Source organism: Neptunicella marina (assembly GCF_014270035.1).
Classification (GTDB): domain Bacteria; phylum Pseudomonadota; class Gammaproteobacteria; order Enterobacterales; family Alteromonadaceae; genus Neptunicella; species Neptunicella marina.
Genome location: NZ_JACNEP010000025.1, coordinates 1 through 25,501, shown reverse-complemented (window position 1 = coordinate 25,501; position 25,501 = coordinate 1). Strand labels below are relative to the sequence as shown.

The following is a 25,501-nucleotide window of genomic DNA, read 5'->3' as shown; positions in this document are numbered from 1 at the left end:
GCACTTTTTTTACCTTTTAAATTGTTTACCAAAAATAGCCCGCATTTGTTGTTCGTTTAATGAAGACAGTTTCTGAATATTCCGTTCAGGTATTAATTCAACGTTTGGATAACGTGCGATTTCATCTTCCAGTTGTTGTTCCCGAATCAAATGCAAAATAGGGTAGGGGGAACGGTTGGTGAAGTTTTCTCTATCCTGTTTTTCGGTGCCAGCAAACTGATAGTCTGGGTGGAAGCTGGCGATTTGGAATTCACCAACCAATCCCTCGTTAACCAGTAAGCGATCGCATTCATCTAAAAACTGGTTGTAATTATAAAAATCTTCAAGCGCTTCTGTTAAAACTAATAAAGTCGTATCTGTAGCTGGCGTTTGTTGCAGAAACATCAGTTCGCTAAATAAATGCTGCAAAATATCATCAGGTTCAACAGCTTGTGTGCATACCAATTTAATTTTATTTTGTTGTCGTGGCTGATGAGCAAAAGGGCAAAGGTTGAGTTTAATAACGGCCTCATCGAGCCAGCGCCATACTGCTGACTCGACGCCACTATAATTAGTGCTCACGTTTAACCTTTAATTGGAAGTTCGGTGGTGTACTTAACTTGTTTTAATGCAAAGGTGGAACTCAGGTGATCTACGTTAGGTAAATGGGTAAGTTTACTTTTAAGTAAATGCTCGTATTCTTCAATGCTTTCTACCACGACTTTAAGCAGGTAATCTTTATCGCCACTTGTGGTGTGGCATTCAACTATTTCATCTATGTCCTGCACCGCACTTTCAAATTTATTTAGCGCACCCTCATCATGATTTTTCAATGAGACATAAATAAACACACTAACACCAAGATTGAGCTTTTTATTGCTCAGTAACGTCACTTTGCGAAGAATAATACCTTCGCTTTCCAGACGCTTTACGCGTCGCCAGCATGGGGTATGGGATAAACCGACGTGAACGCTAAGTTCAGCCATCGAAATAGTCGCATTCTGTTGCAGGGTACGCAGTATTTGTTTATCAAATTTATCGAGTTTCATTTTTATTAACAGAATATTAAAGTGGAAGTAGGATGCTTAAAAAATGCATCTTATTCAATCTAAATTATTAGGATACTAATCCTATATTACTTTTCAAATGAGAAAAATTAGTTTTCTTTAAAACTTCGCTTATCGATCAATATGCAAAATCTGTCCTCAGTTAAATGAGCTAATATACGCCTTCATTAACAACCCTACAGTTGATTTAAGGTCAATCATGTCAGTATTTGAACACAATGCATTCGACGGCCATGAGCACGTTGCATTTTATCAGGATAATGCATCAGGATTAAAAGCAATTATTGCTGTGCACAACACAAATTTGGGTCCATCACTTGGCGGTTGCCGTATGTGGCCGTATGCCAACAGCGAAGAAGCGTTAAAAGATGTGCTTCGTTTATCCAAAGGTATGACCTATAAAGCAGCAATGGCTAATCTGCCGCAAGGCGGGGGGAAATCGGTGATTATCGGTGATCCACGCAAGGATAAGTCTGAGGCTATGATGTTAGCTATGGGGGATTTTGTGCAAAGCCTTGGCGGTAAATATATTTGTGCTGAAGATTCAGGCATCTCTGTAGAAAATTTGCATGTGATGTCGCAACGTACTGATTTTGCTAGTGGTATTAACGCCAAATTCCGTTATGACGGCAGTCCGTCAGATGGAAACCCGGCACCATCGACTGCTTATGGTGTCTTTGTTGGCGTAAAAGCATCTGTTGCTCATAAGTTTAATTCATCTCTTGAGGGTGTAACGGTTGCCATTCAGGGATTAGGTCATGTGGGTTTTCGTCTGGCTGAACATCTGCATAAGGCGGGCGCGAAGTTGATTGTTGCGGATATTTATCCGGACAACGTAGCAAAAGCTGAGCAAGAATTTGGCGCTAAAGTTGTCGCCGCGGATGAAATTCATGCCGTTGAATGCGATGTATTTGCGCCTTGTGCAATGGGGGCGTCAATCAATGACTCCACAATCGATGCGATTAAAGCAAAAGTTGTTGCTGGTGCAGCAAATAATCAGTTAGCTGAAGAGAAGCATGGTGAGATGTTACGTGCAAAAGGTATTTTGTATGCGCCTGATTATGTAATCAATGCCGGCGGTGTAATTGATATTTACCATCAGCGAATTGAGAGTACAGCTGAAGATATGCGCAAACATATTGAAGGTATTGGCACGACCTTATCTGAAATATTCACTCGTGCTGAAAGTGAAGGTACGGCTGCCAATATTGTAGCCAATACCATTGCCGAAGAACGCTTTTTAGGCAAATAAACGCACCTGCTATATGGTTGGCTTGCATTGCAGGCTTTCATTGTAGATAATGCGCGCCCAGCCTCGGAGACGGGGCTGCACTATGGTGACCCTTTTGGTTCTCTCGCAATGATACTTTGTGAACCCGGTCAGGCCCGGAAGGGAGCAGCCGCAGCAAACGACTCATGTGCCGGGATGTGGCTGGGAGGGTTGCCACCTCAACTTTTACTGTTCTTGGTTTCCTGTTCGTCTAAAAATTTTTGTGCTTTATCGACCGCGTGAATTACGTTCATTTGCATTTGTAAGCGTTCCGCTACAGGAAGATAAAAAGACATATCCACCTCGTATCTGATATATCTGGGCGGTACTTGATTTAGAGTTAAACAACACAAATCGGCCAAATAATCTTTTGTTTTATTTTTATCCAGTCCTAATTCCTGAATACGTTCCAGGATTAAATGTTCGTAATAATTATGAATGTCATTGTCCAGCGTCATTGTAAACTTCCTTTACCAATCAAAAATCAACATTGCATAGTCAGTATAGATGCTTAATGTGATTAGCAAGTGGTAAAGTGGTTATTTGCACAAGTGATTGCTTAATAAAGGTAAAATGATGAAAAAAAATGTAGAGCCGGTTTATTACGGTGAATATTTGCAACTTGATAAGTTGTTGTCCGCACAAAAACCGGAGAGCATTAAGTACGGCCCGGAGGCTCATGATGAAACCTTGTTTATCATAGTGCATCAGGTTTATGAATTATGGTTTAAACAAGTCCTGCACGAATTATCGTCTGTTATTGATGTTTTTGCGCAGGAATCGGTAAATGACAGTGCACTGACCCAAGTGGTACACCGTCTTAATCGTATCGTTACGATCCAAAAGTTACTCAATGATCAAATAGGTGTGATGGAGACAATGACACCTCAGGATTTTTTGGCATTTCGTGACTATTTAGTGCCTGCATCAGGGTTCCAGAGCATTCAGTTTAAAATGCTGGAAATGGGCTTAGGGTTGAAAAGTCAGTTCCGGATCGACTTTGATAAGCAGTCTTTTTTCAACCGGTTAAATGATGAGGACAGACAGTTTTTACAGGAATTTGAACAAAAGCAAAGCCTGTTTGAATTGGTTGATAAATGGTTGGCGAGAATGCCATTTTTGGAGTTTGAAGATTTTAAATTCTGGCAACTGTATCAGACTGCGACAAATGAAATGCTGCAAAGCGACCATGACATTATCACTAACAATGCCACCTTATCCGATGATGAAAAGCGAATTGAGCTAGATTCGTTGGAGCAAACACGAGCGAGTTTTTCATCATTATTTGATGACAATATTTACAGTAAGTTGCAACAGCAGGATCAGGTACGATTATCTCGTCAGGCGATGTTATCTGCTTTATTCATCAAGCAGTATTCTGAAGAACCCATTTTTAATCTCGCGCACCAATTTATTGAATGTTTAACCAGCATTGATGAGAACCTGACTATATGGCGATATCGTCATGCGATGATGGTACAGCGAATGTTAGGGAGCAAGATTGGAACCGGTGGTTCCAGTGGTCACGAATATTTAAAACGTACAACAGAATCAAATCGTATTTTTAAAGACTTCTTTAATATGGCAACCTTTTTATTACCTAAAAGTGCGCTGCCAAAGCTGCCTGAATCGGTAAGCCAGCGGCTGGGCTTTTACCTCACACATTGATTGATTTTTGTATAAATAAATTTACAGCACTTAAATGGTTTACCAGAGAATTATGAAAATATTATGAAAATGAAGTTTGACTCGCGGTTGACCAAAGAAAATAACTCGTTATATTATCGAGTTGAGGCTTATCACCTTGTTTTTAATAAAAAGTCACAAAAGTGACAAAACACTTTCATTGGTCCTTATCAAACCAGTGATCCAGGGAGAAAATACATGTTTACATTCAAGAAAAGCGTAACAGCTATTGCTGTTGCTGCATCTTTGGGCCTATCCGCCTCTGTTTTCGCAGCAGAAACCGGTGGCTTAAAAATTAGAGTTACTGACACTAACGGCAATCCAATTGCTGGTGCTACCGTTGTTGCTAAAGCGCCAGACGTTTTAGGTAGCAGAGACGGTGTGTCAGATGCAGATGGTTATGTGACTATTCGCGGGTTAGAAGCCTCTAACCAATATACTTTAAGTATTAACGGCGCTAACGTTCAACCGTTTGAAGCGACTAATGTTCGAGTTCAAACAGGTAAAAGTCTGAACCTGGCTTATACTTTAGGTGTTGATTCTGATATGGAAACTATTTCTGTATCTGGCCGTGCTATTGCTGCAATCGATACAACGTCATCATCTACGGGTTTAGACATCACCCTTGATATGACTGAATCACTTCCTACTGGTCGTTCTTATCAGTCTTACCTGCAATTAACACCTGGTGTTAAACCTAGTTCTCTTGGTAATCCATCTTCTAAGTCAGGTGTTAACTACTCAGATGTAAATGGTCAAGTAGGTCAATCTACCGATAACGTTTATTATATTGATGGCGTAAACGTAACTGATAATGAATCAGGTACTTTTGGTGGTAATATCAACTCAGAAATCATCCAGGAACAACAAGTTCTTACTGGTGGTATTCCAGCTAAATATGCTGGTGGTGCTGGTTTGGTATCTCGTGTAACTACCAAATCAGGTAGTAATGAATGGCATGGTTCTGTTAACTACTATCTGCAAAATGATAGCTTGGTTAGTGATTACAAGAATGATTCCAAAACCGCGTCTGGATTTTCAACTTTTGATACAGCGGTAACGTTAGGTGGCCCAATTATCAAAGATAAGTTGTGGTTTTTTGCATCTTACCAAATCAAAAACCGTAAAGACGATGTTACCGACCCTGAAACCGGTGCAATTGCGCGTTCAGTAGAACGTGAAGATAAGCTAGGTTTCGCCAAAGTGACTTGGCAAGCGACTGATGACGACCGTTTAACAGTTACTTTCTTCAACGATCCTGCAGATATTGATGGCCGCAGAGAGTTTGATGTTCTGTCAAACCGTGACCGCGCCAGAACTCAGGGCGGTGATAACTATAAAGTAGATTATACCCATACTTGGGATGATTTAGTTATTAATGCTGGTTTTATGAGTCACGAAGCTGAATTATCTGATGTTGCAAAAGATAAAACCACTCGTAATGACGTAGCATACCTGACAAATGCAGGTAGCGTGACTCAGGCCGATACCGATAAAGGTGGTTTAGGATCCGATGCCATCAGATTCCGTAATAAAGATAGCGCTTATATCAATTTTGAGTACTACCTAGATACAGATTACGGTTTCCATACGATTGAAGCGGGTTACTCAACTGAGACTAACGAAAATATTACTAATACGGTCTATACCGGTGAAGGTGCTCAATACACCTCAATCGCAGCGGCTGATGCAGGAGTCACTTTTGCTGAATACACGGATGTTAATGCTCCGTGGGTAGGTACTAAAGATATTTCTGAAGATGATACTGCGCGTATTGCTGAAGGTGTTGGTATTAGCGAAGAAGAAGTAGCATCAATTGTATTTGACAGCACTGCGGGTAACCCAACGGGTGATGTTAACGCGTATCGTATTGTTCAAACCCAACAAGCTGAATCTAAGTTACAGATAAAAGGTAAAACTTTCTATTTACAAGATAAGATCGTCATCGATGATTTAACTGTGAATGTAGGTATTCGTGCAGAAAAGTGGGATCATATCGCATCAACTGGTGAAAAAATCTTCACCTTTGATTGGGATATTGCTCATCGTTTAAGTGCTGTGTATGACATTAATGGTGATGGTGATTCTAAAGTATGGGCGTTTATCGGCCGTTATTATGATCCTATCCGTACCGATATGACGTCATTCGCAGGTAACCTGACAGGTTCGGTTCGTGAAGAGCAAATCTATGTAAATGATGCTTGGCACACATTCCGTGTACGTGGTGGTGTATCAACACAGGATGCGTTTATTTCACCTACTACCAAAACACCGTATACCGATGAGTATCTGATTGGTTACTCGAAAAATCTGAGTGAAAATACCAATATCCAGGTGACTTACACCAAGCGCGAAACCAGAGATATCATGGAAGATTATGATTTAGGTGTATACGCTGAAGGTGGTCAGCTGGATGGTACCAGTTTAATGCTACCTTTTTCATACTTTGGTTATACCGAAAACCCAGGTTCAAACTATGTTATCGGTACACTGAAAGGTGGTAAACGTGATTATCAAGGCGTTGAAGTTACATTTAGTAAATTACGTTCTGATAACTGGTCATTAAGAGCGTCTTATACTTATAACGATGCTAAAGGTAATACCAACTCTGACGGTAATGCCGATTTACAAGGTGATTTCTACTATCTGGATCCACGTGCTCCAAATATGTATGGTAAACAACCTGGTAACATTGAACATTCTGCCCGTGTTTTTGGTACTTACTATTTCGACAATGGTCTAGAAATCGGTGCTATTTATAACTGGAACTCAGGTACGTTATATAACAGAGCTGCTAACGTTTATAGCCGTTACTTACCGTTACGTGAAACTGAAAGCTATGACTTTGGTGGGTATGACGGTTACTGGATCGCACCTGGTAACTTAGCATCTGAGAAAACTCCTGCTTATGGCACTTTAGATATGCGTGTTAAATACAACTATGATTTCACTGATGATATCAAAGCTGAGTTTTTCCTGGATATCTTTAACGTGTTAGACGACCAGGCTACTATCGAAGAAGAGCAATTTGTTGCTGGTAGTGGTTCGTTCGAATTCGGTGAAGCCAAAGATTGGGTTGAACCGCGTCGCTTGTACTTAGGTGCTAAATTATTGTTCTAATATCTGAACAGTAGCCTTAAGAATTTTTAAGGTATAAATAAAATCAAAAACCCTGCACTTGTTTGCAGGGTTTTTTTTGCTAAAACATTTAAATGAATTAAGGAGGGGAAATACGGTTCATATAGGTCTAATCCCTTTGATGAATTGATTTTGCATTATTCTATTATCTCGGATGAGAGTAAAAATTGTGCAAAAGTACTAATTGAATTAAATAGGTTGTATAAATCTTCATCTCGCTTATCAGTCCGGATTCAAGTTGTCAGAAGATAAGCATCCTCTTTCGGTTATACCAACTTGACAATTTACCGATTTCCATGTGAATATTCGGCGGTCGTATGTGTTTTTCTTTAGCGAAAACACTGCACTCCAATAACAATTCGTTTTTACAAGCCCCTTATCGCTTAGACGTTGTTGTCATAAGATAAGGTTTCAAAACAAAATAATTGGTTGGGAACTATGTCCAAAGTAAGCAAAAGAAATATTATTGCTGCTTCCGTTATCGGTGCTTTCGCACTTGGGAGTAGTCAGATTGTTTCTGCAGATACATTGAAAGACCTTCAAAAAGAAGAAGGTAAAATTCATGCCGCTGCAGCTCAGTCTCAAAAGAAAATTAATAGCATCTATGAACAAACTCAGGAATTGCTAGCAGAGTATCGTCAAACAATTGATGAAACTGAAAACCTGAAAGTTTATAACGATCACGTTGCTCGTTTGGTTGCTGACCAACAAGCTGGTTTGGATTCTTTACAACGTCAAATCGACGGTATTGAAGAAACCAAACAAGGTGTTGTTCCTTTAATGTATCGTATGATTGATGCATTGGAACAGTTCATCGAACTAGATGTTCCAATTAACTATGAAGCGCGTAAAGCTCGTGTAGCTCACTTACGTGAAATCATGGGCGAGTCAAACGTTTCTGTATCTGAACAGTTCCGTCAAGTGCTTGAAGCATATCAAATTGAAAACGAGTACGGTTCTAAAATCAGCTCTAACCAAGGCAAACTGGAATATAACGGAAAAGAGATTTCTGTTGATTTCTTTAACTTGGGTCGTACTGCGCTGGTTGCTTTATCTTTAGACCAGAAGACTGCATGGGTTTGGAATAATGATTCTCGTGCTTGGGAAGAGTTAGGTGATTCATACCTGAGTTCAGTTGTAACTGCTGTGAAAATGGCGAAAAAACTGGTTCCAATTGACCTGATTAAATTACCAATCAAAGCAGCGGAGTAATCAGAATGAAAGTATTATTCAAATCTGTTCTACTAACAGCTGCTATGGCTGTTAGTGCGGGTGCAGTGCACGCACAAAACGCAACTACTTTAGATCAGCTTTTAGATCAGGTTAAAAAGAACCGTGTTTCTGAAGCTCGCATCAATCAAAAACGTGAAGCTGAATTCAATTCTGCTCGTGCTGATAAGCAAGCATTGCTTAATAAAGCTAAAGCAGATTTAAAAGCTGAACAAAATCGTGGTGACAGACTAGCTAAGCAGTTTGCTGACAACGAAATTAAACTGGCCAATAAAGAGCAGGAGCTGAAAAATGCGACTGGTACTTTGGGTGAGATGTTTGGTGTTGTTCGTCAGGCTTCAGCTGAAGCTTATGGTCATATCGCTACATCGATTGTAAGTGCTCAATTCCCTGGTCGTGGTGATTTCTTAGAAGAAATGGCTTCTGAATCAAAAGGTTTACCTAGCTTAGGTGAATTAGAAGAGCTTTGGTTTGCATTGCAAACCGAAATGACTGAGTCTGGTAAAGTAGCTCGTTTCGACCGTGAAGTAGTATCTTTAGATGGCGGTTCAAGCGTTGAAACCGTTGTGCGTATCGGTACCTTCAACCTTGTTGGTAAACAAGGTTACTTGTTGTATCAGGACAAAGAGAAGCAAGTTGTGCCTCTTGGTCGTCAGCCAGATGCGTACATGACTGATTCTGCAACTGATTTTGTAGATGCAACTTCTGGTTTGCAGCCTGTTTATGTTGACCCTTCTCGTGGCGGTATCTTAGGTCTGCTTATCTCTAAAGCAACTATGATGGAACGTTATCATGCGGGTGGTCTGCCAGGTTATGTTATTACTGGTTTGTTTGTGCTGGGTCTGTTGGTATCTCTGTACAAGATTGTTACTCTTACTCTGGTTGGCGGTAAAATCCGCTCACAGCTTAAGAATGTTAACAATCCTTCAAACAGCAACCCACTAGGTCGTATCCTTGCCGTTTATAAAGAAAACAAAAATTCTGATGTTGAAAATCTGGAATTAAAACTGGATGAAGCGATCCTTCGTGAATTACCGAAGATTGAGAGCGGTATCAACATCATTAAAATTCTGGCTGCAATTGCGCCATTATTGGGTCTGTTAGGTACGGTAATCGGTATGATTGCAACCTTCCAACAAATTACTTTGTTTGGTACAGGTGACCCTAAACTGATGGCTGGTAGTATTTCAATGGCGTTGGTAACAACAGCTGAAGGTATTATCGCAGCATTGCCGCTACTTCTTCTTCATAGCTTAGTAGCAGGACGCGCAAAATCTATCGTTCACATCCTTGATGAGCAGACAGCAGGAATCATTGCTGCTCACGCCGAGGCGGAGAAAGCATAATATGCTGTACCTGATTGGATTATGGGAATCAGTCAGGGATTTTATCGCTGCAGGCGGTGACGTACTTTACGTTGTCGCCATAGCGCTCTTCCTCATGTGGATTTTAATGGTAGAGCGCTATTGGTTTCTGACTTCATCTTTTCCAGCGTTGCAAAAACGTATCGTTGCGAATTGGGAAGCAAGAGAAGACACCAAGTCCTGGTATGCGCATAAGATCCGTGACACATGGATTTCGCAAGCATCAGATAAACTTAGTGAGAGAATGTTATTGATTAAAACGCTTGTTGCTATTTGTCCATTAATCGGTCTGTTAGGCACGGTTACGGGCATGATCGGAGTATTCGAAACAATGGCAACACAAGGTACTGGTAATCCACGTTTGATGGCTGCTGGTATCTCTATGGCAACAATTCCGACAATGGCCGGAATGGTTGCAGCGTTATCAGGCGTATTTTTTAGTTCACGCCTGGAAGCTAGAGTTAAGCTTCTTAAAGAAAAATTAATCGATAGCTTGCCTCATCATTAAAGAGAGAATTTTATGGCTCGTAAACATCGTGCAGAAGAAGAAGAAGCAACAATTGATATGACGCCCATGTTGGACGTTGTATTCATCATGTTGATCTTCTTTATCGTAACTACCTCTTTTGTTAAAGAGGCGGGTATTGAAGTAAATAAACCTAAGGCTCAACAAGCCACCAAGCAAAAGTCTGCCAATATTTTTATTGCGATCAATGAACGCGGTGAAGTGTGGATGGATAAGCGTGAAGTAGATGTAGAACGCGTTCGTGCTAACTTAGAAAGAATGTTAGCGGAACAACCAACTGATGTGGTGATTTTACAAGCTGACGTTAAGACTGAGCACGGTAAAGTTGTTGAGGTTATGGATCAAATCAAAGCAGCAGGCATTGACAGGATCTCGGTAGCAGCAAAGGATAATTAATATGGTTCGTCTAATAGTATCTATACTTTTAGGTGCGGGCATTACCTTTGCGTTATTTGTGTTAATGGCGGAGTTGATTGCCAACTCCTCCAGACCACAAGAAGAATCGAAGCCAACACCGGTGATTGATATCGTGATGAATGAGCCTGACAGCAATACACAGGTTCGTAGTCGTGTGCCACCACCACCACCACCGCCACCTCAACAGCCACCTAAACTGGAGCCTGTTGAACCGGATACATCTGATGCGAACAACAATGCGTTGTCGTTTAATATTCCAGGTGTAGATGTGGGTGGAGCATCGGTAGATATTGGCGCACCTGGTGCAATGATGCGTGATGGTGAAGCTACACCAATTGTTCGTATCGAGCCAAAATATCCAATGCAGGCCGCTCGGGATGGTAAAGAAGGTTGGGTTCAGCTTTCCTTTACTATCAATGAAGTGGGTGGTGTTGATGATATTGAAGTGATTGATTCAGAACCAAAGCGTGTCTTCGATCGTGAGGCCCGTCGAGCGCTTAGTCGCTGGAAGTATAAGCCGAAAATCGTTGATGGTAAGCCTGTTAAGCAATTCAATATGAAAGTTCAGTTAGACTTTAAATTGGAGGGGAGTTGATAATGAATATGCATAAATTTTCATTAAAAAGCTGGTTAACAGCCTCAGCTCTTTCCGTTGGTTTAATGGCAACTTCTTTTGGAAGTTTTGCTCAGACTGCTCCAATAGTTTGTCCTGGTTATGTTAAGGGCAATACTAATATTGTTGGTGAGCGAGCGGGTAAAAAAGTACAAAAGGCATTTGAAGCCTATTCAGATGAGACTGTAGCGGAAGATCTGCGTGTTAAAAATGCACTGGATATTTTGCTGGAAATTGAAACTGATGGTTTCGATCGTGCCTACGTCGATAAATTTATCGGTAGTTTGTACGCTTCTATTGATCCTGAAAAATCGCTGTTTTATTTCAAACGTGCAGCTGATGCCAATATTCTCAACGATGGAGAGCAAGCTCAGTCGTTAAGAACTGTTGGTGACTTAAACATGATGGTCAAAAACTACAAGGACGCAATTGCCGCTTATAAAAAGTGGATGAGCTTTACTTGTAAAGAAGATGCTGATGTTTATGTTCGTGTTGCTCAAGCGTATTATGAGTCTGGTCAATTAGCACAAATGGTTGAGCCTGCTCAAAAAGCAATTGATATCAATAAAGCTGCGGGTAAAAAAGAAAAGAACCCATATTTGCTGAAACTGACTTCTTTTTATGAAAGAAAAATGTATCCGCAAACGGTTGCTGTTGCAGAAGACTTAGTTCGTCTTTTCCCTGGTGACAAACAATGGTGGGTTCAACTTGGTCAATTTTATTTCTTAGTTGAAGACTTTAAAAAAGCGCTGGCAACTCTGGAAGTAGCTTATAACCAAGGATTTCTTGAAAAGCCAAGTCAGGTTAAAATTCTGGCTCAGTTATATTCTGTTAACGAAATTCCATACAAAGCTGCCACATTACTGGAAAAGCACACTAAATCAGGTTTCATTAAAACTGATGAACAGTTGCTGAGCTCTATGGCAAATAGTTTCCATCAATCGCGCGAGTACGATAAAGCTGCGTATTATTATGGAAAAGCTGCCGAGCTGTCTGGTGATCTTGATTTGTATCGTAAGCAAGGGACACTTCTTCTTGCTGCAGAAGATTATAAAGGTGCAGTCGCTGCACTAAATAAATCTTTGAAAGGTACGGATAAAGTTGGTCGCATACATATGGCACTGATGGAAGCTTATTTCTATCAGGGAGACTTCAAGTCTGCTTACCAGCATGTTACTGAGGCAAGAAAAGATCCTGCTACCTCGCGTAGTGCGAAAAGTTGGGCTCCTTATATTAAGGAAAAAGCTCAGAACCGCGGTATAAAAATCTAAATTAAAACGCCCCTGTAAAGGGGCTTTTTTTTGCCCCAAAAAAGTATAAAGCTTGTTGAAATTATTTTTTTATAACTGTGGTCTGATGTAAAGACATGCCCTCGGGCCTTACAAAAAGGAAACAAAATAATGAGTCAAAGTAACAAAACCAAGGTGGCTTCTACGTTAGGTGCGGTTGCTGCAGTTAGTTTGTCATCTGTTGTATTCACGGCAAACGCCAATCCGTTTAGTGTTCAGCCTTTAGAACAAGGTTATTTGGTATCCGCTTCGATGGAAGGTGGATGTGGAGCAGATAAAAAAGCTGAAGGAAAGTGTGGCGAAGGCAAATGTGGTGAGAAAAAAGCCAAAAAAGAAGGAAAGTGTGGCGAAGGTAAATGTGGTGAGCATAAAGCCAAAAAAGAAGGAAAATGTGGCGAAGGCAAATGTGGTGAGAATAAAGCCAAAAAAGAAGGAAAATGTGGCGAAGGCAAATGTGGTGAGAAAAAAGCCAAAAAAGAAGGTTCTTGCGGCAGTCATTAATAAAGCAGAGAAGGCCAGTATTGGCCTTCTCTTGTAATCATGGGGAATTTAGATTGAAGGCACATGGCGCAGGGTTAGGTTTGCGCAGGGAGTTGTTTAACCAGCTAAATGACAATATCCCTGATGACATTGATTTCTGGGAAGTGGCTCCAGAAAACTGGATCAAAGCACCACCTTCATATTTACCCCAGTTTAAAGAGTTGATACAAAGCAAGCCGTTGGTTACTCATGGTTTATCGCTTTCTATAGGGGGAATACAGCCGCTCGACGTCGATTTTGTAAAACAAATAAAGCACTTTTTAAAACAGTACAATGTAACTCTCTATAGTGAGCATTTAAGTTATTGTACTGGACATGGTCATCTCTATGATTTGATGCCCATTCCTTTCACTGAAGAAGCTGTAAAACACGTAAGTCAGCGTATAAAACAAGTCCAGGATATTCTTGAGCGTCAGTTAGTTCTCGAAAATGTATCCTACTACGCTGCACCGGGACAAAAGTTATCTGAGATCGATTTTATCAACGCTATTTTACATGAGTCCGGATGTCAGTTACTTCTGGATGTAAATAATGTTTATGTGAATAGTATAAATCACAACTACAATCCTAAATTATTTATTCAGTCATTACCTAGCGATAAAGTCGTTTACGGTCATATTGCAGGTCATTTTAATGAGGCTGACGACTTATTGGTGGATACACACGGAGCTGATGTTATCGATCCTGTTTGGGATTTGTTGGATTTTGCCTATCAGCAGCATGGGGTTTTCCCCACATTACTCGAACGAGATTTTAATTTGCCTTCATTAGCAGATTTAGTGCTGGAAGTTAAAAAAATAAAACAGATTCAGTCAGACAATAACGGTATAGAGGCAGAACATCGTGACAGAGCTTGAACAGTTGCAACTTGTTTTTACTCAACATCTGAGAGATCCAAGTGTAAATGTTGCACCGGCAGATATAGAAGCTCGACGCATGAAAATTTATAGCGAGCTTATTTTTAATAACATTGCTGGCTTTATTTCAAATGGTTTTCCAGTACTAAAACAAATTTATAGCGAATCAGACTGGCACCGTTTGATCAGGCAATTTATTAAAACTCACCATAGCCACTCGCCTTATTTCGTTGATATTTGTGCCGAGTTTTTAGAGTATCTTAACGGCGAACATCAGTTTACACAGGCCGATCCTATTTTTTTGTGTGAATTAGCCCATTATGAATGGATTGAACTGGAACTCTCGTTACGCCAGTCGAGTAAAAAATACGATTGGCACTTAACATCAGAATTACCCGAACAAGTTTGTTTGTCTGAGTTATGTGAGGTTGTTGCTTATCCTTTTGAAGTTCATAAGATATCACCTGATTTTGTACCCACCAAACCTGATGAGATGACCTTTTTATTGGTGTATCGCGACCCGCAATTTGAAATCAAATTTAGTCAGTTGAATGGACTAACAGCGCATATGCTCACTATTATCCGCGATAAAGACATTATCAATACAAGAGATCTGATTGAAAGACTTACAAAGCAATTTCCTCAGATTAGTGCCGAGCAAATGTCGTTAGGTTGCAAAGATGTGTTACTTACATTTCTTGAGCAACGAGTTTTAGCCGCTGGTTATCAATCAATCAAAAGCAATTCCTAAATCTAATCCTGACGGTATATCAAGGAATTCCGCTGTTAATTTTGGTGGGATTCTATTACTATTTGCGCCTTAATTTAATGTCAGGAATACGTTATGGCCGACGAAAATTACAAAGATCCGTTTAATGCAAAATATGCATTACTTTGCCTTTTAACATTAGTTGTTTTCCCGTTAGCGCACATTATTGCGGGTTGCAGCGTATTTTATTTTCTGAAGTAAACGGAGAGGTTGAATGTCCGTTGAACAAATAAAAGCATCTATTCGTACAATAACTGATTATCCGAAACCGGGAATTCAGTTCAGAGATGTAACGTCTTTGATGGCTAATGCAGATGCTTTTAGCAAAACGATCAGTCACTTGGCTGAACGTTATAAAGACAAAAAATTTGATAAAATTGTTGGTACTGAAGCACGTGGGTTCATTTTTGGTGCGCCACTGGCTTATGCCTTGGGTATTGCTTTTGTTCCTGTACGTAAACCCAATAAACTACCCGGGGCGGTTCACAGTCAGTCATATTCACTTGAATATGGTGAAGATTGTCTGGAAATTCATCAGGATGCTATTCATCAAGGGGAACGCATTCTGATGGTGGACGATTTACTTGCAACCGGTGGAACTATACTTGCCACAGCCAACCTGATCGAAAAAATGGGTGGTCATGTAGAGCATGCAGCATTTGTTATTTCACTGCCTGATTTAGGTGGGGAACAGAGGCTTGCTGCGCAGGGGATAACCAGCTATTCCATTTGTCAGTTTGACGGTGATTAATATTCAATGAGCTATCAGGTTCTGGCCAGAAAATGGCGACCACAAAACTTTGCGCAATTAGTTGGGCAGGAGCATGTTGTCAGTGCGATCTCAAATGCACTGGACAATAATCGTTTGCACCATGCCTACCTGTTCACTGGGACACGTGGGGTTGGTAAAACAACAATCGCCAGAATTTTTTCAAAAAGCCTGAACTGTGAACAGGGCATGAGTTCTACCCCCTGTGGGCAATGTGCTACCTGTATCGAAATTGATAAGGGTAACTTTATCGATTTACTGGAAATTGATGCGGCATCAAGAACAAAAGTCGAAGATACCCGTGAATTACTGGATAACGTTCAGTACAAGCCAACTCGTGCTCAATACAAGGTTTACCTGATAGACGAAGTGCATATGCTGTCAAAGCATAGCTTTAATGCATTATTAAAGACGCTGGAAGAACCACCTCCACACGTAAAATTTTTACTGGCAACCACAGATCCGCAGAAGTTACCGGTAACCATTTTGTCCCGTTGCTTACAGTTTAATCTTAAGGCAATGTCACGCGAACAGATTGTTGGACAGTTATCACATATTCTTGAGCAGGAGATGCTGCAATATGAAGCTGACGCATTGGCGCATTTAGCGCGTGCGGCCAACGGTAGTATGCGTGATGCACTTAGTCTGACCGATCAGGCGATAGCTCAGGGCAATGGGCAGGTTACCTTAAAAATTGTAACTGACATGCTTGGACTGATGGATAAAAATCAGGTTCTCAAGCTGGTTAAATCGGTACTTGAAGGTAATGCCGAATCAGCGTTGATGCAGTTAGATGAAATGGTTAGTCAGTCTGTCGACTTTTCAGCGTTGTTAAGCGAAATACTCAGTCTGTTGCATCAGATTGCGCTTACACAAATGGTACCTGATGTGTGTAAGCTGGAAACCATTGCGGCTCGCGCTATCTACCAATTAGCCAAGCAAACGCCTGCCGAACAAATTCAATTAATGTATCAGATTGCGTTGCAGGGACGTAAAGACCTGCCTTTTGCAATGGACGGGCGCAGTGGCACTGAAATGACGCTGTTACGTATGCTGGCATTTAATCCGCAGCGGCAGTTCGCCGACCCCGGGCACTTGCAGCAACAAACCTTGAATGCCACGGCTGCGTTGCAGGACGAAGCGGCCAACACACTAAAGCTCGAAAGTGACCTGAACTCTGTTTCTCAACAAACAGAGGAGCAAACTGATGAGTTAAGCAACAGTCTTCAGTCTGGCCACGACTCAGATATACCTGGTCAGTATCCGAATACTGCAGTACCTGAAGACAAAAAAATACAACAACCGGCGAATCTGTCACTTAATAAAGCCACGTCAGATATGGACGAAGCTGCTTCGGTTAATGGTCAGTCTGAGTCAGACAAAGCTACACAGGTGCTAACAGAGACAGAATCGGATGTATCTACTGCTGATAATGTGCCTTTATCAGATTCAGAGGATTCACCGGAACAGCGGCAGGATGAAGATGACTACCGTGATTTTCTGGCATATCAGCAGCAGGAAATTTTGCAACAAGCGGGTGACTTGCTTCCTCAGAGTGATATCAGCACACTGGATAGTGACGAATCAAATACGCATAACCCGCCAGTCTCAGATGGTGTTGCATCCGGCCAGTCTCTGAATAATACCCAGGATTTACTGGCAATAAGACGGGAGCTTAAACAGCAAGCGCAGCAGGCCAGCGAAAAAAAGTCTGATGCGGCAGAAACCGCCTCAGGACCTGGCGAAGAAAAAGCTGTCTGGACACCACCCGTAGCAACAAAACCTAATATTGAAAATGTTGATGAGTTGCCGCTGCCAGCAGCCGCACAGGCTGTATCTGATATTGAACGTGATCACGGTGATGACACTACCGGAGTTCCAGTACCACAAATTTCAACTCCGCCTACAGGGCAATTTACATCGCCACAAAATGAGATGTCTGCCGATATACAGGATGATTATAATGAAGCCGACGATGCACCCGTTGCGATAGATACCGTTAGCGAAAAAAACACTACGGGTATGGCAAAAACCGAGGTTCCGCCGTGGGAGTATGCTCCCGGGACTATGCCTTATGTTGAACAGCCTCAGTCCGACGATCTTGAGCTGGCTGACGCACCTTCGCTTGATGAAGATGAAACATTACTTCCGCACCAGTTAGTTGCTGTGCCTGTAACGCTGGAAATGCGTCCATTTTTGTCAGATGGAATCAAAGTCACACTTGCCGAACAGCTGGATGAATGGAGTCATACTATTCAACAAACAGGTGTTGGTGGATTAACCAAACAGTTGGCATTGCAATCGGCTATGCAAAAGAATGGTGATAACGTATTACTAACATTGCCAGAGCCGCTGGAGCATTTGAATAACCCAACCGCCAGAGCCCAGCTTGCCAGTGTTTTATCTGCGCTTTGGCAGCAACAAATTAATTTGGATGTGGAACTGGGTGAGCCGGTTAATACCCCGTTTGCAATTCAGCAAAGCATTAATCAAATGCGTCAGGCGTATGCCCAGGACGTCATTTCAAAAGATGATAATGTGCAGTATTTTATGCAGCAATTTGATGCACAAATCATCGAAAACAGTATTGAACCCAGATAGTAAAGAGAGAAAACTATGTTTAAAGGTGGAATGGGAAATATCATGAAGCAGGCGCAGCAAATGCAAGAGCGCATGCAAAAAAGCCAGGAAGAGCTAGCCAATGTTGAAGTGGTTGGTGAGTCCGGTGCCGGTATGGTTAAGGTGACCATGACCTGTAACCACAATGTCCGTCATGTAGAAATCGATCCATCACTAATGGAAGATGAAAAAGACATGCTGGAAGATTTAATTGCCGCTGCAATTAACGATGCCGCGCGTCGCGTACAGGAAACCTCTAAAGAAAAAATGGCTGCCATTACTGGTGGCATGGGTCTGCCACCAGGTATGAAACTTCCTTTCTAAGTCGTTCAGGAATGCAGTAAATGAAGTTTAGTCCGCTGATCAGCGAATTAATTGCAGGGTTAAAATGTTTACCCGGTGTTGGGCAAAAAAGTGCACAACGCATGGCGTTTCATTTACTCGAACGTAACAGGGAAGGGGCGCTATCATTAAGCCAGAGTCTGTTTAACGCCATGGAGCATGTTAAACACTGTGCGAAGTGTCGCACCTTTACGGAAAGTCAGTTATGTGACATTTGTGCCGATCCTATTCGCGGTGAACACGCGACCATGTGTGTTGTCGAGTCACCACAAGACATGTTAGCCATAGAACAAACTGCTGAATTTAAAGGGCGCTATTTTGTATTGATGGGTCACCTTTCCCCCATTGATGGCATTGGCCCCGCTGATATCGGCATGCCTGAACTGGCAAATGAACTTAAGAAGGGAGCGGTGGAAGAAGTCATACTGGCAACCAATCCGACAGTGGAAGGTGAAGCAACGGCGCACTATATTGCAGAATTGTGTAAAGAGCACAATGTGATTGCCAGCAGAATTGCGCATGGTGTACCTTTTGGTGGCGAACTTGAGTACATTGATGGCAATACGCTAACTCACGCATTTGCGGGGCGTAAGGCGCTTTAAATAAAGCAATTCGTTTTTAAACACGATATAAGTCGCTTTTGTTAATTCAATCGCGACTTTTTTTATGTGCAGATGTTGAAAACTCGGTTCCAGGCCCTATCTCCTAGCTTGTGAATTTTAAAAGCAATATGGCAGGAGAGATTGCTATGGCTGAAGTAGCCCATCAAGAAACCCATGGTTTTCAGACCGAAGTTAAACAACTTCTTCAACTGATGATCCACTCTCTTTATTCGAATAAAGAGATTTTTTTACGTGAATTAGTATCAAACGCGGCTGATGCAGCGGACAAACTGCGCTTCCGTGCGCTGTCTGATAACAGCTTATACGAAAATGATGGTGAACTGCGTGTTCGTCTGTCAGTCGATAAAGACGCTAATACCATTACTATTGCTGATAACGGTATTGGTATGACACGTGATCAAATCATCGAACATTTGGGTACTATCGCCAAATCAGGTACAAAAGAGTTTTTCAGCCAGTTATCGGGTGATCAGGCTAAAGATTCAAAACTGATTGGTCAGTTTGGTGTAGGCTTCTATTCAGCCTTCATCGTGGCAGATAAAGTCACTGTGCGCAGTCGGGCGGCTGGTGTGGATGCGTCTCAGGGGGTTGAATGGCAATCTGCTGGTGAAGGCGATTTCACCGTGGCCGACATCGAGAAAAAAGACCGCGGTACCGAAATCATTCTGCATTTACGTGATGATGAAAAAGAATTCCTTGATGACTGGCGTTTACGTTCCATTGTTAGTAAATACTCTGACCACATTAATATCCCGGTCGAGATGTATAAAGAGGAAGAGCCAGAGCGTGATGGACCAGCAGGCCCTGACGGTGAGCCGGGTGAAAAAATCCCTGCAGTTCCGGCACACTGGGAAGCGGTAAACAAAGCAACGGCCTTGTGGAATCGTGATAAGTCAGACGTCAGCGATGATGAATACAAAGAATTCTACAAACATATTTCTCATGATTTTGCCGATCCTCTACTGTGGTCACACAATAAAGTAGAAGGTAAAACGGAATACACCAGCTTGCTGTACATCCCGTCTAAAGCGCCGTTTGATATGTGGAATCGCGACCAGAAACACGGTCTTAAATTGTTTGTACAGCGCGTTTTCATTATGGATGATGCAGAACAGTTTATGCCTACTTATCTGCGTTTTGTAAAAGGGTTGCTGGATTCTAATGATCTGCCATTAAACGTATCCCGGGAAATCCTGCAGGATAATAAAATCACTCAGGCAATGCGTCAGGGTTGCACTAAGCGTGTTTTACAAATGCTGGAAAAACTGGCGAAAAACGATGCTGAAAAATACCAGTTATTCTGGAATGAATTCGGTAACGTATTAAAAGAAGGGCCGGCAGAAGATTTCTCTAATAAAGAGAAAGTTGCGTCATTGTTACGTTTTGCTTCAACCCACAATGATAATGATGCACAAAACGTATCGCTGGATGACTACATTTCACGCATGAAAGAAGGTCAGGACAAAATCTATTTTGTCTCAGCCGATAGTTTTGCCGCAGCTAAGAGCAGTCCTCATCTGGAAGTATTCCGCAAAAAAGGCATCGAAGTTTTATTATTGTCAGACCGTATTGATGAATGGTTGATGCAGCACCTGACTGAATACTCAGAAAAAGCGCTGCAGTCTATCAGTCGTGGCGATCTGGATTTAGGTGAGCTGGAAGACGAAGATAGCAAAAAAGCGCAGGAAGAAGCCGAGAAAGAAGTTGAAGGTGTATTAGAACGCATTAAAACTGTATTAGGCGAAAAAGTGTCTGATGTGAAATTCACTCACCGCCTGACCGATTCTCCCGCCTGTGTGGTGGTTGATGAGTACGGTATGAGCACACAGATGATTAAACTGATGCAAGCTGCGGGTCAGCCGGTACCAGAAGCAAAATATACACTGGAACTCAATCCTGAACATCAGTTGGTTAAGTTGTTATCGAGTGAGCAGGATGATAATCGTTTTGCACAGTGGAGTGATGTGGTATTTGAACAAGCGTTGCTTTCAGAGCAGGGCAGTCTGAAAGATCCGTCGTCCTATGTGCAAAAAATCAACAAGCTGTTACTGGATTTAGTTAAATAATCCATTTAACGCCTTCCGGTTATTTGATTCCGGAAGGCGTTTATCCCTTCCTCTGTCTGTTTGTTAACACAATAATTTATTGTTTTTAGTCAAAAATACCTGCTGAAGTCCCTACCTGTAGTGCTTTTGCGTCAATTTGGTGCGTAATATTCTTGTAACCTGTTGATTGAGTGTGTAAAGTCCCGAGTTTGAATATCAATCTTTAGATACGCGAGAGAGGAAATACGATATGCGCATCATTCTTCTTGGCGCGCCTGGCGCGGGTAAGGGCACGCAAGCTCAGTTTTTGATGGGCAAATATGGGATCCCACAAATTTCTACCGGTGACATGCTACGTGCGGCGATTAAAGCAGGCACGGAGCTGGGACTGGCGGCTAAAAAAGTAATGGATGAAGGTAAGCTGGTGTCTGATGAGCTAATCATCGGTCTGGTTAAAGAACGCATTGCACAGGATGATTGTAAAAATGGCTTCCTGCTAGATGGCTTCCCACGCACTATCCCACAAGCCGACGCCATGGTTGAAAATGGTGTCGCGGTTGATCACGTAATCGAATTCGATGTACCGGACGATGTGATTGTGTCACGTATGAGTGGTCGTCGCGTGCACTCTGCATCAGGTCGTGTTTATCATGTTGAATACAATCCACCTAAAGTGGAAGGTAAAGACGATGTGACTGGCGAAGAGCTGGTTATTCGTCCGGATGATCAGGAAGATACAGTTCGTAAGCGTTTGGCTGTTTATCACGAACAAACCGAGCCTTTGGTGACTTATTACAAAGCCCAGGCAGAAGACGGTAAATGTCAGTTCCACAGTGTGAAAGGGACTAAACCTGTTGAAGAAGTCAGTCAGTCTCTGGCTTCAATGCTAGGTTAATCCAAGATAAATTTGAAAAAGCCCACCCCTGGTGGGTTTTTTTATATCTTAGTTTCTCAAAAACAGAAGGTTAAAATGCAGGGTGTAAGTGTTTCAGGTCAGGGACCTGCGGTGGTGTTATTGCATAGTTCTATGAGCAGTTCCAGACAATGGCGTTTACTGGTTGAGTCTTTACAGGCTAAGTATCAGGTTATCAATATCGACATGTTAGGTTATGGCTCCGCGCCGCAAGCTGCCGGCAGCCCATTTCGGCTGGATGCTGAAGTTGAACGTATTGAGCATATTCTCGGTTCACTTGGGATTGAAAAGGCCAGTTGGATTGGTCATTCCTATGGTGGTGCCACGGCACTTAAAATTGCGGTACAAAAACCACAGTGGGTAGAAAGGTTAGTCATTTTTGAACCCGTAGCCTTTCATTTACTACCCGTATCACATCCACAACGTCAAAAAGTAGATGCTTTGGGCGCACAAATGCATCAGATGACACATGAACAGGCGGCGAAGCAATTTATCAATTACTGGAATGGTGAGGGCTTTTTTGAAAAACTGCCACAGCCGATCCAACAACAATTCGCAGCTCAGGTAATAAAAACCAGTCTGGATTTTGAGGGCTTAACGGGTGAAACCTATGGTCAACAGCAACTTAAACACATTAACTGTCCCACATTATTATTAAAAGGCAAGCTAACGCAGCCAAGTGCTGCTGAAGTGGCGAAAATAGTTTCGGCTAATATCGCTGGTTGTCAGGTTGTGACAACCGCAGGTGGACATATGGCACCGGTTAGTCATGCAACTGAGGTCAATAAAGAAATACTGGCTTTTATGGCCTGTTAGCCAAAAGACCTTCAGCTTTTGGCTTTTATGCTGGACGCAACTGAATCGTACAGTGATTGGTACATGGGCGGGATAGTTTCTGATTCGGCTTGCGCAAAATAAAATTTTGCCGATTGTATATCCTGCTCATCAATATTTACCTGTGCTAATCGCAATAACGCCAGAAATTCGCCCATTTCAAACTTTGATTCTCTTGCCTGAGTCAAAGCCTGCAAAAAGTACCCCTCGGCTTTTCTCAGCTGGTTTAATTGTTGATGTGCTCTGGCAACATTGTACTGTGATACACAAATAAAGTGCTTATTGTCGTAGAGTCTGGCCTCATCGAGTGCTCTTTTTGCATATTTTAATTGCTGCTGACGTTGCCCGCGGCGTTGATAAACAATGGTAATGTTAGAAAATACTTCGAGCTTAAAGTGATGATCAGGGCTCGTTGAAAAATCATTTTCAAGTTTAAGCAATAATTCCATCGCCTGATCGTGTTGTTTTAGATAAATCAGTAAGTTGGCGATTTTGACAAAACGCATCAGATTAAAGGATACCGAGTTAATCGACATCAGTAAGTCAATGGCTTTATTCAGATAAAGACTGGCTTGTTCGGTTTGTTTATCAAATGCCAGTAGTTTGGCGTGGTAGGTATATACCGATGCCAGCATAACAGGAGGCACATCCGGATCTGATAACAAAGGCGTTAACTGGACTTTAACCTGTTCAAACTTCTGTAAATCAACCAGCGCGTCCAGCTGTAATAACTTTAAGCTATACCACTTCAAACTGCCCGTCACTGATGACGGTAATTGCTGCTCGATCCAGTTTAAGCATGTTACAGGCTCCTGCTGACATTGTTCGAAGTGTTGCTGTTCATTAATATTCTGTGACTGTGCAAAGGTGTATTGGCACACCATTGCTAAGCCTAGCAACCAACGTTTTTTCATGTGAGTCCTGACTGTTTGACCAGAAGGTCAAAAACAACAGCGCAGGAATGTAGCATAAATTGTTAGCGCTCAGAAACCCAAAAAAGGTAACAGACAATAAAAAAGCGGCTTATCAGGCCGCTTTATGGGAAGAGAACACAAATGATTGGGAATTATTCAGCTTTATTTTCGATAAAACTGTTGCCAATCTCTATCTTACGTGGCTTTTTCGCTTCTGGAATGACTCGTTCTAAGTCAATATGCAGCAAGCCATTTTGAAGGTCAGCTCCTAATACCTTTACGTGGTCACCCAACTGGAACTTGCGTTCAAAGTTACGTTCAGAAATGCCTTTGTGTAAGAATTTGCGCTCTTCATCCTTGCCAGGTTTATTGCCGGTTACCAGCAGAGTATTTTCCTGAACTTCGATTTCGATTTCAGGCTCGGCAAAACCCGCAACAGCCATAGTAATTCTGTATTTGTCATCGGCTAACAACTCAATGTTGTAAGGGGGATAAGTTGCCTGCTTTTCATTACGCGAGGCATTGTCAATCATTGATGCTAAGTGATCAAAACCGATGAAAGAACGATAAAGTGGAGATAAGTCGATATTACGCATAATCATATCCTCATAAATAAGCAATATGTGATGAACTGTGTTTCATAAACCATCAGTACATCCAATTTTAAAGTTGCCCCGATTATCGGCGGCGGTTCGTTGTCGACCCATTCGGCGCCGACAACTACTATTTATGGTTACACAATTATTTTTCAATGAGAAAAGTTAAATTATTTTTCAATTTATTTTTAACTTATTGAAATTTATAAGATAGTTTTTGAAATTATCTCGATGGATCGATATTACCACCCACACTGTTATTAACTCGAAACCAGCCTGTCACACTGTACCTGTCTTTTTCACCAGACAAAACTTCGTGCGGGAAACGTTCACTTAAAAATAATACTAACCGGCCTAAATTAGGCACTATTTTTAAAAATGGCTGTTTTTGACGACGTTCATACATCAACAGTTCACCACCATCTTCCACCTGCCAACCAGGGTTAAGATACAAAACGCTACTTAAAACCCGGTTGGTTTGACCTTTAAACGCATCCAGGTGGCGTTTATAAAAGTCACCGGGTTTGTAATGCGCAAAGTGGCTTTCAAAATCAAATAACCCCATAAATAAACGACGGTTTAATTCGGTTTTGAGTTGATTCATTAAGCGCAAATAGTGTTGCTGCTCTTGTGTTGAGCTATCTAACCATTTAATGGAATCTGTACGTACAAATTCGTTGCGTTGTTGCTGTAATTCACGACCGATAGAAGCCTGAGAAAATTCGTTGTCGTGTAGTTCACGAACCTGCATTGCTAATGAGGTAATCAGTGGGGCAGGGAAGTAGTTATCCAGTACGCAATAGCCGTGATCAACTAATTGATCGGCAATAAAATCAAATTCAGTGTCAGTGGGTAAGTAGTCGGCTAACGCAACTGCGCTCATCGATGCCAGCATCCAAAATATAGGGTGACGCTTTATATACTTAACTCACGGTTTTGTCTTTAAAAAATTAACTAAAATGCGTAAAAAGTGACAGTTTATTTTAAGGGCAATTTATCCAACAAAAAAGGAGACTAGTGTCTCTAATGCCGATCAGTTAAGAAGTTGACATTCGGCATAAGAGGATCAAAATCCGATGATCGTAAGGTCATCGGATTTTT

25 protein-coding genes and 1 other RNA gene are annotated in these 25,501 nt (G+C 41.7%); 20 read left to right on the top strand and 6 right to left on the bottom strand.

Annotated elements, in window-relative coordinates:
• Nucleotides 1-9: 9 nt before the first annotated feature.
• Together H8B19_RS18065 and H8B19_RS18060 are read right to left on the bottom strand one after the other, a co-directional pair.
• Nucleotides 10-561 (bottom strand): DUF1415 family protein, encoded by a 552-nt coding sequence (locus tag H8B19_RS18065; RefSeq protein WP_186508425.1) that lies wholly within the window; start codon nucleotides 559-561, stop codon nucleotides 10-12.
• Between the two features lie 2 nt (nucleotides 562-563).
• Nucleotides 564-1,028 (bottom strand): Lrp/AsnC family transcriptional regulator, encoded by a 465-nt coding sequence (locus tag H8B19_RS18060; RefSeq protein WP_186508424.1) that lies wholly within the window; start codon nucleotides 1,026-1,028, stop codon nucleotides 564-566.
• A 217-nt stretch (nucleotides 1,029-1,245) separates the two neighbouring features.
• Between H8B19_RS18060 and H8B19_RS18055 the strand changes: the two genes are divergently transcribed.
• Nucleotides 1,246-2,298 (top strand): Glu/Leu/Phe/Val dehydrogenase dimerization domain-containing protein, encoded by a 1,053-nt coding sequence (locus H8B19_RS18055; RefSeq protein ID WP_186508423.1) that lies wholly within the window; start codon nucleotides 1,246-1,248, stop codon nucleotides 2,296-2,298.
• A gap of 92 nt (nucleotides 2,299-2,390) precedes the next feature.
• An RNA gene (ffs, locus tag H8B19_RS18050) (signal recognition particle sRNA small type) lies at nucleotides 2,391-2,487 on the top strand.
• Between the two features lie 8 nt (nucleotides 2,488-2,495).
• Here ffs and H8B19_RS18045 read toward each other — a convergent pair.
• Nucleotides 2,496-2,774, bottom strand: coding sequence for a late competence development ComFB family protein (locus H8B19_RS18045; RefSeq protein ID WP_186508422.1), 279 nt, complete (start codon nucleotides 2,772-2,774; stop codon nucleotides 2,496-2,498).
• A gap of 118 nt (nucleotides 2,775-2,892) precedes the next feature.
• Here H8B19_RS18045 and H8B19_RS18040 point away from each other — a divergent pair, with 118 nt between their 5' ends.
• The 18 genes from H8B19_RS18040 to H8B19_RS17955 all read left to right on the top strand — a co-directional run bounded on the left by H8B19_RS18040 (nucleotide 2,893) and on the right by H8B19_RS17955 (nucleotide 22,872).
• Nucleotides 2,893-3,984, top strand: coding sequence for a tryptophan 2,3-dioxygenase family protein (locus H8B19_RS18040; protein WP_186508421.1), 1,092 nt, complete (start codon nucleotides 2,893-2,895; stop codon nucleotides 3,982-3,984).
• Nucleotides 3,985-4,200: 216 nt separating this feature from the next.
• Entirely contained in the window at nucleotides 4,201-7,122 is a 2,922-nt protein-coding gene (locus tag H8B19_RS18035) for a TonB-dependent receptor (RefSeq protein ID WP_186508420.1), read from the top strand.
• A 456-nt stretch (nucleotides 7,123-7,578) separates the two neighbouring features.
• Nucleotides 7,579-8,352: a DUF3450 domain-containing protein gene (locus tag H8B19_RS18030; RefSeq protein ID WP_186508419.1), complete on the top strand. Its 774-nt coding sequence runs from the start codon at nucleotides 7,579-7,581 to the stop codon at nucleotides 8,350-8,352.
• A gap of 5 nt (nucleotides 8,353-8,357) precedes the next feature.
• Nucleotides 8,358-9,716 (top strand): MotA/TolQ/ExbB proton channel family protein, encoded by a 1,359-nt coding sequence (locus H8B19_RS18025; protein WP_186508418.1) that lies wholly within the window; start codon nucleotides 8,358-8,360, stop codon nucleotides 9,714-9,716.
• Between the two features lies 1 nt (nucleotide 9,717).
• A complete protein-coding gene (locus tag H8B19_RS18020) occupies nucleotides 9,718-10,242 on the top strand; it encodes a MotA/TolQ/ExbB proton channel family protein (protein WP_186508417.1) in 525 nt (174 codons plus the stop codon).
• A 12-nt stretch (nucleotides 10,243-10,254) separates the two neighbouring features.
• Nucleotides 10,255-10,656: an ExbD/TolR family protein gene (locus H8B19_RS18015; protein WP_186508416.1), complete on the top strand. Its 402-nt coding sequence runs from the start codon at nucleotides 10,255-10,257 to the stop codon at nucleotides 10,654-10,656.
• A 1-nt stretch (nucleotide 10,657) separates the two neighbouring features.
• A complete protein-coding gene (locus tag H8B19_RS18010; protein ID WP_186508415.1) occupies nucleotides 10,658-11,272 on the top strand; it encodes an energy transducer TonB in 615 nt (204 codons plus the stop codon).
• 8 nt (nucleotides 11,273-11,280) lie between these two features.
• Nucleotides 11,281-12,561: a tetratricopeptide repeat protein gene (locus tag H8B19_RS18005; RefSeq protein ID WP_186508433.1), complete on the top strand. Its 1,281-nt coding sequence runs from the start codon at nucleotides 11,281-11,283 to the stop codon at nucleotides 12,559-12,561.
• Nucleotides 12,562-12,690: 129 nt separating this feature from the next.
• The gene (locus H8B19_RS18000; protein WP_186508414.1) at nucleotides 12,691-13,080 is read left to right on the top strand and encodes an HvfA family oxazolone/thioamide-modified RiPP metallophore; all 390 of its coding nucleotides are present in this window, start codon (nucleotides 12,691-12,693) and stop codon (nucleotides 13,078-13,080) included.
• 53 nt (nucleotides 13,081-13,133) lie between these two features.
• Entirely contained in the window at nucleotides 13,134-13,976 is an 843-nt protein-coding gene (locus H8B19_RS17995) for an HvfB family MNIO-type RiPP peptide maturase (protein WP_186508413.1), read from the top strand.
• On the top strand, nucleotides 13,963-14,727 hold the full coding sequence (locus H8B19_RS17990; RefSeq protein WP_186508412.1) for an HvfC family RiPP maturation protein: 765 nt from the start codon (nucleotides 13,963-13,965) through the stop codon (nucleotides 14,725-14,727). The genes H8B19_RS17995 and H8B19_RS17990 overlap by 14 nt, the downstream gene beginning before the upstream one ends.
• Before the next feature lie 232 nt (nucleotides 14,728-14,959).
• Nucleotides 14,960-15,496: an adenine phosphoribosyltransferase gene (apt, locus tag H8B19_RS17985; protein ID WP_186508411.1), complete on the top strand. Its 537-nt coding sequence runs from the start codon at nucleotides 14,960-14,962 to the stop codon at nucleotides 15,494-15,496.
• Between the two features lie 6 nt (nucleotides 15,497-15,502).
• Nucleotides 15,503-18,115 carry a DNA polymerase III subunit gamma/tau gene (dnaX, locus tag H8B19_RS17980; protein ID WP_186508410.1) on the top strand — a complete coding sequence of 871 codons (2,613 nt, stop codon included), beginning with the start codon at nucleotides 15,503-15,505 and terminating at the stop codon, nucleotides 18,113-18,115.
• A 15-nt stretch (nucleotides 18,116-18,130) separates the two neighbouring features.
• On the top strand, nucleotides 18,131-18,457 hold the full coding sequence (locus H8B19_RS17975; RefSeq protein ID WP_186508409.1) for a YbaB/EbfC family nucleoid-associated protein: 327 nt from the start codon (nucleotides 18,131-18,133) through the stop codon (nucleotides 18,455-18,457).
• A 20-nt stretch (nucleotides 18,458-18,477) separates the two neighbouring features.
• Complete coding sequence (recR, locus tag H8B19_RS17970) at nucleotides 18,478-19,077, top strand: recombination mediator RecR (protein ID WP_186508408.1); 600 nt, start codon at nucleotides 18,478-18,480, stop codon at nucleotides 19,075-19,077.
• Between the two features lie 146 nt (nucleotides 19,078-19,223).
• Nucleotides 19,224-21,164: a molecular chaperone HtpG gene (gene htpG / locus H8B19_RS17965; protein ID WP_186508407.1), complete on the top strand. Its 1,941-nt coding sequence runs from the start codon at nucleotides 19,224-19,226 to the stop codon at nucleotides 21,162-21,164.
• Nucleotides 21,165-21,393: 229 nt separating this feature from the next.
• Nucleotides 21,394-22,038 (top strand): adenylate kinase, encoded by a 645-nt coding sequence (gene adk, locus H8B19_RS17960; RefSeq protein ID WP_186508406.1) that lies wholly within the window; start codon nucleotides 21,394-21,396, stop codon nucleotides 22,036-22,038.
• A 75-nt stretch (nucleotides 22,039-22,113) separates the two neighbouring features.
• Nucleotides 22,114-22,872, top strand: a complete 759-nt coding sequence (locus H8B19_RS17955) for an alpha/beta fold hydrolase (protein ID WP_186508405.1) — start codon at nucleotides 22,114-22,116, stop codon at nucleotides 22,870-22,872.
• An 11-nt stretch (nucleotides 22,873-22,883) separates the two neighbouring features.
• On the opposite strand, the gene H8B19_RS17950 is transcribed toward H8B19_RS17955, so the two are convergent.
• From H8B19_RS17950 to H8B19_RS17940, 3 genes are all read right to left on the bottom strand, one after another.
• Nucleotides 22,884-23,804: a tetratricopeptide repeat protein gene (locus H8B19_RS17950; protein WP_186508404.1), complete on the bottom strand. Its 921-nt coding sequence runs from the start codon at nucleotides 23,802-23,804 to the stop codon at nucleotides 22,884-22,886.
• Between the two features lie 152 nt (nucleotides 23,805-23,956).
• The gene (locus H8B19_RS17945) at nucleotides 23,957-24,400 is read right to left on the bottom strand and encodes an Hsp20 family protein (RefSeq protein WP_186508403.1); all 444 of its coding nucleotides are present in this window, start codon (nucleotides 24,398-24,400) and stop codon (nucleotides 23,957-23,959) included.
• A 223-nt stretch (nucleotides 24,401-24,623) separates the two neighbouring features.
• Complete coding sequence (locus H8B19_RS17940; protein WP_186508402.1) at nucleotides 24,624-25,283, bottom strand: 2OG-Fe(II) oxygenase; 660 nt, start codon at nucleotides 25,281-25,283, stop codon at nucleotides 24,624-24,626.
• Nucleotides 25,284-25,501: the final 218 nt, after the last annotated feature.

Excerpts from the sequence above, each read along its gene's own strand:
- H8B19_RS18060 (WP_186508424.1), bottom strand. The coding sequence starts at position 1,028 with ATGAAACTCGATAAATTTGATAAACAAATACTGCGTACCCTGCAACAG.
- H8B19_RS18055 (WP_186508423.1), top strand. The coding sequence starts at position 1,246 with ATGTCAGTATTTGAACACAATGCATTCGACGGCCATGAGCACGTTGCA.
- H8B19_RS18045 (WP_186508422.1), bottom strand. The coding sequence starts at position 2,774 with ATGACGCTGGACAATGACATTCATAATTATTACGAACATTTAATCCTG.
- H8B19_RS18040 (WP_186508421.1), top strand. The coding sequence starts at position 2,893 with ATGAAAAAAAATGTAGAGCCGGTTTATTACGGTGAATATTTGCAACTT.
- H8B19_RS18035 (WP_186508420.1), top strand. The coding sequence starts at position 4,201 with ATGTTTACATTCAAGAAAAGCGTAACAGCTATTGCTGTTGCTGCATCT.
- H8B19_RS18030 (WP_186508419.1), top strand. The coding sequence starts at position 7,579 with ATGTCCAAAGTAAGCAAAAGAAATATTATTGCTGCTTCCGTTATCGGT.
- H8B19_RS18025 (WP_186508418.1), top strand. The coding sequence starts at position 8,358 with ATGAAAGTATTATTCAAATCTGTTCTACTAACAGCTGCTATGGCTGTT.
- H8B19_RS18020 (WP_186508417.1), top strand. The coding sequence starts at position 9,718 with ATGCTGTACCTGATTGGATTATGGGAATCAGTCAGGGATTTTATCGCT.
- H8B19_RS18015 (WP_186508416.1), top strand. The coding sequence starts at position 10,255 with ATGGCTCGTAAACATCGTGCAGAAGAAGAAGAAGCAACAATTGATATG.
- H8B19_RS18010 (WP_186508415.1), top strand. The coding sequence starts at position 10,658 with ATGGTTCGTCTAATAGTATCTATACTTTTAGGTGCGGGCATTACCTTT.
- H8B19_RS18005 (WP_186508433.1), top strand. The coding sequence starts at position 11,281 with ATGCATAAATTTTCATTAAAAAGCTGGTTAACAGCCTCAGCTCTTTCC.
- H8B19_RS18000 (WP_186508414.1), top strand. The coding sequence starts at position 12,691 with ATGAGTCAAAGTAACAAAACCAAGGTGGCTTCTACGTTAGGTGCGGTT.
- apt (WP_186508411.1), top strand. The coding sequence starts at position 14,960 with ATGTCCGTTGAACAAATAAAAGCATCTATTCGTACAATAACTGATTAT.
- dnaX (WP_186508410.1), top strand. The coding sequence starts at position 15,503 with ATGAGCTATCAGGTTCTGGCCAGAAAATGGCGACCACAAAACTTTGCG.
- H8B19_RS17975 (WP_186508409.1), top strand. The coding sequence starts at position 18,131 with ATGTTTAAAGGTGGAATGGGAAATATCATGAAGCAGGCGCAGCAAATG.
- recR (WP_186508408.1), top strand. The coding sequence starts at position 18,478 with ATGAAGTTTAGTCCGCTGATCAGCGAATTAATTGCAGGGTTAAAATGT.
- htpG (WP_186508407.1), top strand. The coding sequence starts at position 19,224 with ATGGCTGAAGTAGCCCATCAAGAAACCCATGGTTTTCAGACCGAAGTT.
- adk (WP_186508406.1), top strand. The coding sequence starts at position 21,394 with ATGCGCATCATTCTTCTTGGCGCGCCTGGCGCGGGTAAGGGCACGCAA.
- H8B19_RS17955 (WP_186508405.1), top strand. The coding sequence starts at position 22,114 with ATGCAGGGTGTAAGTGTTTCAGGTCAGGGACCTGCGGTGGTGTTATTG.
- H8B19_RS17950 (WP_186508404.1), bottom strand. The coding sequence starts at position 23,804 with ATGAAAAAACGTTGGTTGCTAGGCTTAGCAATGGTGTGCCAATACACC.
- H8B19_RS17945 (WP_186508403.1), bottom strand. The coding sequence starts at position 24,400 with ATGCGTAATATCGACTTATCTCCACTTTATCGTTCTTTCATCGGTTTT.
- H8B19_RS17940 (WP_186508402.1), bottom strand. The coding sequence starts at position 25,283 with ATGAGCGCAGTTGCGTTAGCCGACTACTTACCCACTGACACTGAATTT.